Below are 12,776 nucleotides of genomic sequence, written 5' to 3' on the forward strand. Positions count from 1 at the left end.
TTTTCAAAGGTGGATCGCTTCGCTCGCAATGACGGCGGGGCTGCTTACTGGCAGGCTTCACAATCGGGATTGTCGATCGAACACGCCGCCACGTTCGACAGGTCGGGCGCGGTCTGCGGCACGATGATAGGCTTGTTCACCGGCATGGCCGCGAGCGGCGTTGACGACACGGCATTGAGCTTGCCGTCGGTACCCTTCAGCGTGGATTTCTCCACATGGGTGGCGCTGCGCGAGCGCAGGTAATAGGTGGTCTTCAGGCCGCGCGCCCACGCCAGCCGATACAACTGATCGAGCTTCTTGCCCGACGGATTGGCTATGTAGAGATTGAGCGACTGCGCCTGATCGATCCATTTCTGCCGCCGCGCCGCAGCCTCGATCAGCCACGCGCTGTCGATCTCGAACGCCGTGGCATAGAGCAGCTTCAGATCATCCGGTACGCGATCGATGGAGCCGACGCTGCCGTCGAAGTATTTCAGATCCGACACCATCACCTCGTCCCACAGGCCCCGCGCCTTCAGGTCGCGGACGAGGAACTCGTTCACCTCGGTGAAGTCGCCCGACATGTTCGATTTGACATAGAGGTTCTGGTAGGCGGGCTCGATCGACTGCGCCACACCGCAGATGTTGGAGATGGTCGCCGTCGGCGCAATCGCCATCACGTTGGAGTTGCGCATGCCGACCGACTGCACCCGCCCACGCAACGCTGTCCAGTCCAGCGTCGCGCTCCGATCCATGTCGAGGCCGTTGCGGGCGTCGGCGAGAATCTCAATGGAGTCGATCGGCAGAATGCCGCGGCTCCACAGCGAACCCTTGAACGACGGATACTGTCCGCGCTCTGCCGCGAGATCGACCGATGCCGTGATGGCATGGAACGAAATCGCTTCCATGCTGGTGTCGGCGAACGCGACGGCGGCGTCCGACGCCATCGGAATCCGCAGCGCATGCAGCGCATCCTGGAAGCCCATCAGGCCGAGGCCGACCGGGCGATGCTGCAGGTTCGAGCGGCGCGCTTCCGGGATGGTGTAGAAATTGATGTCGATGACATTGTCCAGCATCCGCATCGCGGTCGAGATCGTCCGCTTCAGCCGCGCATGATCGATGCCGCCCTCACCCACATGGTTGAGCAGATTGACCGACCCGAGATTGCAGACCGCAACCTCGTCGTCCGACGTATTCAGCGTGATCTCGGTGCAGAGATTGGATGAGTGAATCACGCCGACATGCTGCTGCGGCGAACGAAGATTGCACGGGTCCTTGAACGTGATCCACGGATGCCCGGTTTCGAACAGCATGGTCAGCATGCGGCGCCACAGATCCGTGGCGCGCAGCGTCTTGAACACGCGCATCTCGCCGCGCGCAGCCTTCGCTTCATAGAATGCGTAACGCTCGGCGAACGCCTTGCCGTAAAGGTCGTGCAGGTCCGGGGTCTCGTCGGGCGAGAACAGCGTCCATTCGCCATCCGCCTCGACGCGCTGCATGAACAGATCCGGCACCCAGTTCGCGGTGTTCATGTCGTGGGTGCGGCGGCGGTCGTCACCAGTGTTCTTGCGCAGGTCGAGGAATTCCTCGATGTCGACGTGCCAGGTCTCGAGATAGGCGCAGACCGCGCCCTTGCGCTTGCCGCCCTGATTGACCGCGATTGCCGTGTCGTTGGCAACTTTCAGGAACGGCACCACGCCCTGGCTTTCGCCGTTGGTGCCCTTGATGTGCGCGCCGAGGCCGCGCACGCGGGTCCAGTCGTTGCCGAGACCGCCGGAATATTTCGCCAGCAGCGCATTGTCCTTCACCGACTTGAAAATGCCGTCGAGATCATCGGCCACCGTGGTGAGGAAGCAGGAGGAGAGCTGCGGCCGCAGCGTGCCGGAGTTGAACAGCGTCGGCGTCGACGCCATGAAGTCGAACGACGACAGCAGGTTATAGAACTCGATGGCGCGCGCCTCGCGGTCGATCTCGCGGATCGCAAGCCCCATCGCGACGCGCATGAAGAACGCCTGCGGCAGCTCGATGCGGTTGCCGTCCTGATGCAGGAAATAGCGATCATACAGCGTCTGCAATCCGAGGAACTGGAACGACAGATCGCGCTCCGGCTTCAGCGCTGCCGCGATCCGTTTCAGGTCATAGCGCGCCAGTTCAGGATCGAGCAATTCGGCTTCGATGCCTTTTTTGACATAGACCGGGAAGTATTCCGCATAGCGCGCGGTCATATCAGCCTGCGACGCATTGATCTGCGCGGAATGAACGAACGACAGCACTTCGGTGCGCAGCTTGTCGAGCAGGAGGCGCGCGCTGACATAGGCGTAGTTCGGCTCCTGCTCCACCAGCGTGCGCGCGGCCATGATGCCGGCAAGCGCAAGTTCATCCTGGCTGATCCCGTCGTAGAGATTGCGCTTCGTTTCAGCCAGTACAGGTGCCGCGTCGACGCCGTCGAGATTGGCGCACGCTTCCTGAATAATCAGCATCAGGCGATCGGCGTCGAGCGGGACGCGCGCGCCGTTGCCCAGCGTGACATGCAGCTGCGGCTCGGACGGCGTTTTGACCGACCTGGCGGCGGCGGCTTCGGCGCGCTGGCGCTGACGTTCGTCGCGATAAAGCACGTAGGCACGGGCGACCTTGTGGTGCTCGCTGCGCATCAGCGCCAGTTCGACCTGATCCTGCACGTCCTCGATATGGAAGGTGCGCCCCTCGCCGATCCGGCGGGTCAGCGCGCCCACCACTTCGTTTGTGAGCTGCTCGATCACCTCGTGAATGCGGCGCGAGGCGGCTGCGGTGTGGCCTTCAACTGCAAGAAACGCCTTGGTCATCGCAATCGAGATCTTGCTGGCGTCGAACGGCGAAACCGTGCCGTTGCGGCGGATGATCTGGAGCGGCGGCTCTGCCGCAGGGATAGCCAGTGACTCGGAACGCAACTGAATGAGAGGAGCGGATTGGGCGGCTTCGCGTTCGATCAAGAGAGACATCGGCAGACCCCGTGCGTGTTGCAATTTTTGGGGGCTGAGGCCGAAAGGCGCGTCGTCGCGGTGCGCGAACGCACCGAAGCACGCGACCGCCGGACACCCCGCCCGTGGACGTTCTTTTGGTGTCGCGGCAGGTCTCCTGGCTCGCAGGTCGGCATTGAATCCGGTCTTCCCGATGCGAAAACGCACCAGTGACATCGGTCGGATTCAACTCACTGCTTACAGTTGCGGGGGCAGCGCCGGACTTGCTGCATCGGAGTGCAACTCACCGGCTTCCCATCTTCGCCACAAGGCCTTGCGGCTTTGTAGAACCGTGACGTCTACATCTGGTGACTTTCACGGTGCGATGTCAAGCGGCTCGCGGTGTGAATAACCGGGACAATCACGCAACAGCGCAGAATGCGCCGGAAAGCCGTCAAAGAAATTTTCCGCTGGCGTGAGGAAACGGCGCCTGGAGTTCAGGTCTGGCGATCACGCATCAAGAATCAGCTTGCATGATTCTCTTGCGCCGGCTGCCCACTCGCTCCCCGCGCGCGTCCGGCACAGCCGCGGTGGGAAGCTTTCCCTTTGACCGGGGGCAAGCCGCTTCACATAACTTGATCATCGCGGTTCTGCGGATCGGTGATCCGGAGCCAAGAGGGAATGCGGTGCGCGCGGCCCGAGAGGTTCGCGCAACTCCGAAGCTGCCCCCGCAACTGTAGACGGTGAGCCTCGTCCATCGGTGCCACTGAGGTGAAAGCCTCGGGAAGGCCGGACATCAGGCGTTGAGCCGTGAGCCAGGAGACCTGCCGCGATCACAGTACGTCCACGGGCGGGGTGCCCCGGTGTGTCGCTTGCGAAAGGACGCTCGCCGCCCTTCCCGTTCGCGCATGTCCGGCCCTGCCCCCACATCACGGGGTTTTGCAATGTCGGGTTCTTCTACTGCTTCCATTCCTGTCGCCACGCTGGGCGTACCGCGTATCGGTCCGCGCCGTGAACTGAAAATCGCGCTGGAGAAATTCTGGTCCGGCAAGATCAACGAAGGCGCGCTGCGCGAGGCTGCGGCGAAAATCCGCGCCGACAACTGGACGCGCCAGCGCGATCTCGGCGTCACCGTGATCCCCTCGAACGACTTCTCGCTCTACGATCAGGTGCTGGACACCAGCGCCATGGTCGGCGCGATTCCGACAATCTACGGCTGGACCGGCGGACCGGTGTCGCTGGAAACCTATTTCGCGATGGCGCGTGGCAGCCAGAAGGATGTGGGCCACGACGATGGCTGCGCCCATAACCATAGTCACGGCCACGGCGTGCCCGCGCAGGAAATGACCAAGTGGTTCGACACCAACTATCACTACATGGTGCCGGAATTCACGAGGGATCAAACCTTCACCCTCGCCTCAACCAAGGCAATCGACGAATACCGCGAAGCCAAGGCGCTCGGCATCCAGACCCGGCCGGTGCTGGTCGGCCCTGTGACATTCCTCAAGCTCGGCAAGGGCGAAAACCGGTTGGTGCTGCTGCCCAAACTGCTGCCGGTTTACATCGAAGTTCTCAACAGACTCGCCGCCGAAGGCGCGGACTGGGTGCAGATCGACGAGCCATGTCTCGTGCTCGACCTCGGTGCGGATGAAAAGGCCGTGCTGAAAGCCGCGTACAGCGAATTCGCGCTGAAGGTACCTGGCATCAGGATCATGCTGACGACCTATTTCGGCGAACTCGGCGACAACGCCGATCTCGTCACCAAACTACCCATCGCCGGCGTGCATCTCGATCTGGTGCGCGGCAAGGGCCAGATCGATACCGTCCTGAGCAAGCTGCCTGCGGATCGCGTGATTTCGCTCGGCGTGATCGACGGCCGCAACATCTGGCGCGCGGATCTTGCGAAGGTTCTCGACCTTGCCGCCAAGGCCATCGCGGCGCGCGGCGGCGCGGACCGCATCCAGATCGCGCCCTCGTGCTCGATGCTCCACGTGCCGATCGACCTCGATCAGGAGACCGATCTCGATGCGGACCTGAAAAGCTGGCTTGCGTTCTCGGTGCAGAAGATGGGCGAACTGGCGGCCCTCAGCCGCGGGTTATCGGCAGGACGAGAGGCCATCAAGAGTGAGCTTGCGGCTTCCGATCAGGCGGCAGCCACGCGCGTCTCGTCGGCGAAGATTCACAATCCCACTGTGAAATTGCGCGCCGCCGATACGTCGCCCAAGCTGTCGCAACGCAGGAGTCCGTTCGGCGCGCGGCAGAAACTCCAGAGCAAGGTGCTCCGCCTGCCCTCGTTTCCAACAACAACCATTGGATCATTTCCGCAGACCGAGCAGGTGCGCAAGGCGCGCGCCGAGCACGCCAAGGGCCAGCTCAGCGATGCCGATTACGAGGCGTTCCTGCGCACGGAAACCGAGAAGGCGGTACGCTGGCAGGAGGATATCGGCATCGATGTCCTCGTGCACGGCGAGTTCGAGCGCAACGACATGGTCCAGTATTTCGGCGAGCAACTGTCGGGCTATGCCTTCACCAAGCACGGCTGGGTGCAGAGCTACGGCTCCCGCTACGTCCGTCCGCCCATCATTTTCGGTGACGTCTCGCGGCCGAAGCCGATGACGGTCGGCTGGTCGTCCTATGCGCAGTCGCTCACCACGCTGCCGATGAAGGGCATGCTGACCGGCCCGGTCACCATGCTGCAATGGTCGTTCGTGCGCGACGATCTTCCGCGCGATCAGGTCTGCCGCCAGATCGCCTTCGCGCTGCGCGATGAGGTGACCGATCTCGAAACAGCCGGCATCGGCGTGATCCAGATCGACGAGCCGGCATTGCGCGAAGGCCTGCCGCTGCGCAAGGGCGACTGGAAGGCCTATCTCGACTGGGCGGTGGAATGCTTCAGGATTTCACAGGCCGGCGTGAAGGACGAAACCCAGATCCACACCCATATGTGCTACGCCGAATTCAACGACATCATCGACGCCATCGGGGCGATGGACGCCGACGTGATCTCGATCGAGACCTCGCGCTCGAAGATGGAGCTGCTCGACGCCTTCGTCACCTACAAGTACCCGAACGAGATCGGACCGGGCGTCTACGACATCCATTCGCCGCGCGTGCCGGAGGTTCCGGAGATGATGGAGCTGATCGGCAAGGCGCGGCGCAACCTGTCGCCGGAGCAGATCTGGATCAATCCGGATTGCGGCCTCAAGACGCGCGGCTGGCCCGAGGTCAGGTCTGCGCTGACCAACATGGTCGAAGCGGCCCGGCAGGCGCGTGGAGCGGTTTAGAGCCGTCATTCCGGACAGCCCCGTTTCGCGGGCTGATCCGGAATCCAGACATGATGATGACAACTGATGGTGATTCCGGGCTCGCGCAAAAGCGCGCCCCGGAATGACGAACTCTTACTTCTTCTTGCCGTCGGCGGCGAACTGCTTGAGGAACGCGGTGAGATCCTTGATCTCGTCTTCCTTCTTGATGCCGGCGAACGCCATCTTGGTGCCCGGAATCTTCGCCTTCGGGTCCTTGATGTATTCGGCAAACACCGCCTCATCCCAGGTGATGCCGGAATTCTTGTTGGCGTCGGAATAGTTGTAACCGGCAACGCTGCCGGACTTACGGCCGAACAATCCGTTCAGTTCGGGACCGACGGTGTTCTTGGCGGTCTCACCGACCTGATGACAGGCGCGGCACTTGTTGAAGGACTTCTCACCAGCGGCGACGTCCTGTGCATTGGCGGCACCGGCAAAGCTGACGGCGGAAAAAGCGAGTGCGGCGGCGAGCGAACGAGCAATCATCTGTTTGACCTTTGAAGCGGGCAGGAAGGCTGGCTGGTGGGGTGAGACGCAAGACTGGTGGGCGTAGCAGAAACCCGCCGCGCCGCGGCGGGTTCCGTCAACGATGTAACATGTCAGGCAAACATATCGGCTGTGATTCCGGCATACCAGCCCATGTTTTCCGCCTGCGTCTGCTTACGCAGTTCGGCATCCTCGCCGGTCTTCGAGACGAAGGTGGACGCCGCCGCGATCTTGCCGTCCTTCGGCTCATAGGCGCCGCCGATCTTCACCGTATCGTCGGTGTCGATCATGCTCCAGCAGGTATTGGTGTAGCGCGCCGGGAAGGTCCGCGCCGACACCAGTTCACCCCGGATCATCATGGCGGCGACCTTGGCCTGGCTGTTGGCGGAGAACGCGGACTTCGGCATGTCGCCCGCGATGCAGGCATCGCCGAGAATGTAGATATTGGAATCGGTAGCCGACTTCATGTTGGTCGGATCGATGGCGCAGTAGCCGGTTGCGTTGGCGAGGCCGGCATCGCGCGCGATGCTACCTGCCATTTGGGCGGGAATGACATTGACCAGCGCCGCGTTCTTGTAGGTCTCGAACCCCGTCACCACGGTGTTGGTCTTGGGATCGACCGATTTCAATCCGTCATGCACTTTGGGGCCGAGCCATTCGACCATGCCCTTGTAGTGCTTTTCCCAGCCCTCCTGAAAAAGTCCCTGCTTGGAGAAGGTATCCTTCGGATCGATGATGATGATCTTGCTGCGGTCCTTCTTCGCCTTTTTCAAAGCGTGCGCCATCATCGAGACGCGCTCATAGGGTCCCGGCGGGCAACGGTAGGGGTTGGGCGGCGCGATCATCACAATGACACCGCCATTGGGCACGGCATCAAGCCGCTTCTTCAAGAGCAGTGTCTGCGCGCCTGGCTTCCAGGCATGTGGCATCTTCTCTTCCGCGGCCTGCGACCAGCCCGGAACGGAATCGTATTTCAGATCGATGCCCGGCGAGACCACCAGGCGGTCGTAAGGCAGCTTCTTGCCGCTGGCGAGGATGACTTCCTTCTTGTCGCGGTCGATCTTCGTCGCGCGGTCGGCGACGATGGTGACGCCGTGCTTCTTCACCGCGCCGTAGCCGTGGGTAATGGAGGGATAATCCCGCACACCGCCGAGATAGAGATTGCTGTGGAAGCAGGTCTGATATTTCGCCAGCGGCTCCACCAGCGTGACGCTGATCGTGCCTGCACTGTCCTTGGCGATGTATTTTGCCGCAGTCACGCCGCCTGCGCCGCCGCCGATCACCACCACGCGCGGCTTGCCCTGCCCGAGCACCGCAGGCGCACCGAACATCATGACGCCCGCGAACGATGCCGATCCTGAAATCAACTGCCGACGACTGATGCTCATGTGTCCCTCCAATATGTCTTATTGAAAATCAGGCGGCTGCGGATCAGCCGACCTTGAGATACGCAAAGCCTTTCGATTGCAGCGCCGCGACAGTGGCAACCCCGGACGGCACGAAGCTGATAAACGGCGCATCCTTCACCTTGGCCTTGTCGAGCTTCAGCCGCTGGAAGGTGATTTCGCACAGATGCACCTTGAGGCCGTTCTTGGCGAGCGCGGTGACGCGCTCGAACAGCGCCGGATCGATGGTCTCATCCTTCCAGGGCGTGCCCTCAAGCGTAGAGAGGAAATACTTCACCGCGACGCTGTGGGCGATGATGACCAGTTGCAGACCGAACGGGTCCGCGCCGTAAGCCGAATAGTGATTGGAGATATTGTTCAGCGTCTGGGCGAAGCGCGCGTTGTCGCCGTAATCGCAGTGGTAGAGACAGGCGACATCGCCTTCCTTCTTCAGGTCCGCCATGGACAGGGCCTGAGGCGCAGCCTGCGCCGTTGCGGCCGCCAAGCCGCCGGCAGCGGCTCCGATGAGAAGACTGCGCCGTGTTGCCGAGCCATTCTGTTCTGTCATGACACCCTCCGAAATGTTGAACACTATTTCTGGGTTCTGAAATAAGCCGCCAGAGCGGCGATGTCACCTGCCTCCAGCCGTCCGGCTATGGTCTGCATCACCGGGTTGTCCCGCTGCTTGTTCTTGTAGGCGTTTATCACGGCGATGAACTGGTCTTCCGGCCATCCCGTGATTTTCGGAATACCCTGAGCCGCGCCCGAAGCACGGTGACAGGTTACACATTCCGCCGATAAATACTCTCCAAGTTCCCGGTCTCCCGCAGCAGCATTTTCCAGCGCAAGACCCGCCGCCAGAACGAAAAGCAACGCCCTCGCCGACGGCCGCTCCATCAATCGACCTTCGGGCCGGACTTGCTGTCGGGCGTCACATCCACCGAGATCGCCCGTCCGGTCACTTTCGGTGCGCTGCGGCAATCCTTCATGCACGGGTCTTTCTTCCAGAACTGCTTTTCGGACGTCTCGCGGTCGTCTTCGAAGAAGGCTGAGGCGTTCGGCATCTTGATCGAGGTGAAGTTCTTGTCGCTGAGTTCGAAGTTCTCGTCCTTCACGATGTCGTTCATCGACAGCAGATAGGCAACGATCGCGTAGACCTCATCGTCGGTCAGCGAACGTGCATTGCCGTATGGCATCGCGCGCTTGATGTAGTCGAACGCGGTGGACAGGTCTGGCCAGAACGAGCCGATGGTCTTGTCGGGCCGGTCCGCCTTGAGCGTCCCCGCGCCCCCGGCGAGCACCGGCCAGCGGCCCGCGCCTTCGCCGAATTCGCCATGACACGAAGCGCAGCGCTCCTGAAACAACGCATCCCCCTGCTTCACCGTGCCCTTGCCCGGCGGCAATCCCTTGCCATCCGGGCGGACATCGGTGTCCCACGCCTTGATTTCCTCGGGCAGCGCGGGACGTCCAAGTCCGAGCTTAGACGAGGTCTTCGCTGTCGCCTGTGTGGCAATTTGCTGCGCATGGCTTGAGCGCGGCGCAGCAAGAACGAGCGCCACGCCAGCAAGCACCACGAACGCCGTGGCCTTAACCGATTTCGACATTTTCAGTCTCCCCGGTTGAACGCACCAGCCAGGTCTGAATGCCGTTGTTGTGGTAGATCGAATTGACGCCGCGCACCTTGCGCAGTTCGTCCTTGGTCGGCTGCACATAACCGGTGGAATCCATCGCGCGGGACTGGATCATCAGCTCCTGCCCATTCCAGTCGAAATCGACATAGAAGCGCACCAGCGATTTCTCCAGCACTGGCCCGTCGATCCGCGCGGTCTGCCAGTTGCGGCCGCCGTCCATGGTGACGTCCACGCGCTTGATGGTGCCGCGGCCGGACCATGCGAGACCGCTCAGCACATTGCGGCCCTTGTGCTTCAGCGGCGCCTGCGGCGACGGATTGGTCACCACCGACTTGGCATCCATGATGAAGGTGTGCTTGCGCGAGCGGCCGTCGGCGAGGAGGTCGGTGTACTTCGATGTTTCCTCGCGGGTCTGCCACGGCTGATCGCCGGCTTCGATGCGGCGAATCCATTTCACCCAGAGATTGCCTTCCCAGCCGGGAATCACCGCACGCAGCGGGTAACCCTGTTCAGGCCGCAGCGCTTCGCCATTCATGCCGAAAGCGAGCAGGCAATCGTTCAGCGCCTTTTCGACCGGCAGCGAGCGGTTCATGGCGGCGGCGTCCGCGCCTTCCAGCATCAGCCATTTCGCGTTCGGCTTGAGGCCCGCTTCATCCAGCACTGTCTTCAGCGTCACGCCCGTGTACATCACGTTGTGAACCATGCCGTGAGTGAACTGGCAGCCGTTAAGCTGCGCGCCGCGCCACTCCATGCCGGAGTTCGCCGCGCATTCGAGGAAATGGATCTTGTTCACCCGCGGCATGCGCTTGATGTCGTCCATCGTGAACACCAAAGGCTTGTCCACGAGGCCGTTGATCATCAGGCGATGGTCGGCGGGATTGATCTCCGCGACACCCGAATGATGCCGCTCGAAGCAGAGGCCCGATGGCGTGATGATGCCATCGAGCTCATGCAGCGGCGTGAAGTTGACGGAGGACTCCGGCGATGCCGTCAGCCACGACACGTCGCGGCGGATCACGTTCTTCTCGAACTTCGAGGGCACGCCGTAAGGAGTCTTCTGCACGCCGTCGCCGAGGTAGCGATTCCAGTCCTGAACCTCGGTGATCAGCGGATCGGGCTTGGCGCCTTCCGCCATCGCAGGCTTGGCGCCGAGCGCAACACCCGCGCCCGCGAGGCTCGCTGCGCCGAGGAATTTGCGGCGGCTGAGAATATCCGCAGATGATGTGTCACTCATGCGGCATCCTTTCTATCTATCTCGATACGTGAATATGTTGAGCGCGACTTTGCATTGAAATGTCCCGCGTTACGCGCCTGAAACTTTGACAGCCGTGTTCGGCTCGACCTTCACAGTGCCACGCTTGCCGACATGCGCCGACACCACGTCCCAGATCGGCGGACCCTGCGTGCCTTCGTTGACGCTGGCCCAGCCCGCGACGCTGTAGCTCTTCGCCGCCTCGATCGGCTTGCCGGATCTCAGATGGGTGAGATCGGAAATGCGCGAGCCCATCGGCTTCGACACATCAATCGAATATCCCATGCCGCCGATGCGCACCATGTCGCCGCCGCCCTGGAAGTACGGATCGGGGTGGAAGATGTTGTCGGCGACGTCTTCGAGGATTTCCTTGAGCTGCGCGCCGGTCATCTGGTTACGATAGCAGTTCGGGTAGGTGATCGCGGTGGCGTTGGTGACATCTTCCCATGTGATCGGGCTGTCCGGCAGCAGCGTGCCGCCCCAGCGGAATCCCGGCGACAGCGCAATCTCGGCATCGCGCTCCGACAGCATCGCGTCGCAGATCAGATCGTCGAACGTGCCGTTGAAATTGCCGCGGCGATACAGCAGCGAATCCGTCTTGCCGATCACGCGCGCCAGATCCTTGGCGAACGGCGCCCTGACCTTCTCCACAAGCGCGGTCATGGCGCTGTCCGGTTTGATCGCATCGGTGAACACCGGCATGAGCTTGAAGCGGACGCCCGCAACCTTCTTGTCCTTCACGTCAATGTCCAGACGCGAGACAAACTTGCCATGTGAGCCGGTGGCGACCAGCACGGTATCGCCGACGCGCACCAAGCCCGGCATCGCATCATGCGTATGCGCGGTCAGGATCACGTCCAGACCCTTCACGCGGCCAGCGAGCTTGCGGTCGACGTCGAAGCCATCGTGCGACAGCAGCACGACGATCTGCGCACCCTCGGCGCGCGCTTCATCGACCTGCTTCTGCATGTCTTCTTCGCGGATGCCGAATTCCCATTTCGGGAACATCCAGCGCGGATTGGCGACGGCGGTGCGAGGCAATGCCTGTCCGATCACGGCGATCTTCGCGCCGCCCTTCTCGAACATCTTGCGCGCTTCGAACACCGGCTCCTGCCATTCGTTGTCGCGGATGTTCTGCGCAAGGAATGCGAACGGCGCCTTGTCGGCGATTTCCTTGACGCGGTCCGCGCCATAGGTGAACTCCCAGTGGCCGACCATGGCATCGACCTTGAGCGCCGACATGACATCGACCATGTCCTGCGCTTTGGTCTGCAACGAGGTCCAGCTTCCCTGCCAGGTGTCGCCGCCGTCGAGCAGCAGCACCTTGTCCTCGCCGCGTTCCGCACGCACCGCGTTGATCAGGGTCGCGACGCGGTCCATGCCGCCCATGCGGCCGTAGTTGCGCGCGAGCGATACGAAATCATCCGCCGTTAGCGCGTAGGCGTCGGCTGATCCTGCGGCGACGTTGAAATACTTCCGGAACGCGTCGTCGGTGAGATGCGGCGGCAGACCCTTGTCCGCGCCGACGCCGAGATTGACCGACGGCTCGCGGAAATACAGCGGCATCAACTGCGCATGATTGTCCGCCACATAGAGGATCGTCACCGTGCCGAGCGGATCAAACTTGAGAATGTCCGCCTGCGTCAGCTTCTGCTGCGCGGCCACGCGCCCGAGCGGCCCCAGTCCGCTGCCGATCGTCAGCGCAGACGCAGCCGCGCTCGCCTGCAGGAATTCCCGCCTCGATATCATCGCATCACCCTTGTCCCCTCAAGTCGAGGGAAACGATTTTCAGAAAGCCTGTG

General features: G+C 62.1%; 9 protein-coding genes and 2 riboswitches. Of the genes, 1 reads left to right on the forward strand and 8 read right to left on the reverse strand.

Translation table 11 applies throughout. The annotated features are described in order from the left end of the window. Nucleotides 1-44 precede the first annotated feature (44 nt). Entirely contained in the window at nt 45-2,957 is a 2,913-nt protein-coding gene (locus I554_RS0100760) for a ribonucleoside-diphosphate reductase subunit alpha (protein ID WP_024573749.1), read from the reverse strand. Nucleotides 2,958-3,065: 108 nt separating this feature from the next. Then, nucleotides 3,066-3,285, reverse strand: a riboswitch (cobalamin riboswitch). 258 nt (nt 3,286-3,543) lie between these two features. Beyond that, nucleotides 3,544-3,762: riboswitch (cobalamin riboswitch) on the forward strand. A 97-nt stretch (nt 3,763-3,859) separates the two neighbouring features. Between I554_RS0100760 and metE the strand changes: the two genes are divergently transcribed. Then, entirely contained in the window at nt 3,860-6,199 is a 2,340-nt protein-coding gene (gene metE, locus I554_RS0100770; RefSeq protein WP_024573748.1) for a 5-methyltetrahydropteroyltriglutamate--homocysteine S-methyltransferase, read from the forward strand. Between the two features lie 114 nt (nt 6,200-6,313). On the opposite strand, the gene I554_RS0100775 is transcribed toward metE, so the two are convergent. The 7 genes from I554_RS0100775 to soxB form a co-directional block, all read right to left on the reverse strand. Further along, nucleotides 6,314-6,706, reverse strand: coding sequence for a cytochrome c family protein (locus tag I554_RS0100775; protein ID WP_024573747.1), 393 nt, complete (start codon nt 6,704-6,706; stop codon nt 6,314-6,316). A gap of 113 nt (nt 6,707-6,819) precedes the next feature. Continuing rightward, on the reverse strand, nt 6,820-8,094 hold the full coding sequence (locus tag I554_RS0100780) for an NAD(P)/FAD-dependent oxidoreductase (protein ID WP_024573746.1): 1,275 nt from the start codon (nt 8,092-8,094) through the stop codon (nt 6,820-6,822). A 43-nt stretch (nt 8,095-8,137) separates the two neighbouring features. Continuing rightward, nucleotides 8,138-8,659 carry a DsrE family protein gene (locus I554_RS0100785; protein WP_024573745.1) on the reverse strand — a complete coding sequence of 174 codons (522 nt, stop codon included), beginning with the start codon at nt 8,657-8,659 and terminating at the stop codon, nt 8,138-8,140. A gap of 23 nt (nt 8,660-8,682) precedes the next feature. Beyond that, the gene (locus I554_RS0100790; protein ID WP_051389522.1) at nt 8,683-8,964 is read right to left on the reverse strand and encodes a c-type cytochrome; all 282 of its coding nucleotides are present in this window, start codon (nt 8,962-8,964) and stop codon (nt 8,683-8,685) included. Nucleotides 8,965-8,987: 23 nt separating this feature from the next. Beyond that, complete coding sequence (locus tag I554_RS0100795; RefSeq protein WP_024573743.1) at nt 8,988-9,695, reverse strand: cytochrome c; 708 nt, start codon at nt 9,693-9,695, stop codon at nt 8,988-8,990. Continuing rightward, on the reverse strand, nt 9,679-10,956 hold the full coding sequence (gene soxC / locus I554_RS0100800) for a sulfite dehydrogenase (protein ID WP_024573742.1): 1,278 nt from the start codon (nt 10,954-10,956) through the stop codon (nt 9,679-9,681). Before soxC ends, I554_RS0100795 begins: the two co-directional genes overlap by 17 nt. A 69-nt stretch (nt 10,957-11,025) precedes the next feature. Beyond that, nucleotides 11,026-12,723, reverse strand: coding sequence for a thiosulfohydrolase SoxB (soxB, locus tag I554_RS0100805; RefSeq protein WP_024573741.1), 1,698 nt, complete (start codon nt 12,721-12,723; stop codon nt 11,026-11,028). Nucleotides 12,724-12,776: the final 53 nt, after the last annotated feature.

This window comes from Afipia sp. OHSU_II-C1 (assembly GCF_000497575.1).
Classification (GTDB): Bacteria; Pseudomonadota; Alphaproteobacteria; order Rhizobiales; family Xanthobacteraceae; genus Afipia.

What these genes read in the sequence shown, in the direction of transcription:
- I554_RS0100760 (WP_024573749.1), bottom strand. Translation starts at nt 2,957, where the DNA reads ATGTCTCTCTTGATCGAACGCGAAGCCGCCCAATCCGCTCCTCTCATT.
- metE (WP_024573748.1), top strand. Translation starts at nt 3,860, where the DNA reads ATGTCGGGTTCTTCTACTGCTTCCATTCCTGTCGCCACGCTGGGCGTA.
- I554_RS0100775 (WP_024573747.1), bottom strand. Translation starts at nt 6,706, where the DNA reads ATGATTGCTCGTTCGCTCGCCGCCGCACTCGCTTTTTCCGCCGTCAGC.
- I554_RS0100780 (WP_024573746.1), bottom strand. Translation starts at nt 8,094, where the DNA reads ATGAGCATCAGTCGTCGGCAGTTGATTTCAGGATCGGCATCGTTCGCG.
- I554_RS0100785 (WP_024573745.1), bottom strand. Translation starts at nt 8,659, where the DNA reads ATGACAGAACAGAATGGCTCGGCAACACGGCGCAGTCTTCTCATCGGA.
- I554_RS0100795 (WP_024573743.1), bottom strand. Translation starts at nt 9,695, where the DNA reads ATGTCGAAATCGGTTAAGGCCACGGCGTTCGTGGTGCTTGCTGGCGTG.
- soxC (WP_024573742.1), bottom strand. Translation starts at nt 10,956, where the DNA reads ATGAGTGACACATCATCTGCGGATATTCTCAGCCGCCGCAAATTCCTC.
- soxB (WP_024573741.1), bottom strand. Translation starts at nt 12,723, where the DNA reads ATGATATCGAGGCGGGAATTCCTGCAGGCGAGCGCGGCTGCGTCTGCG.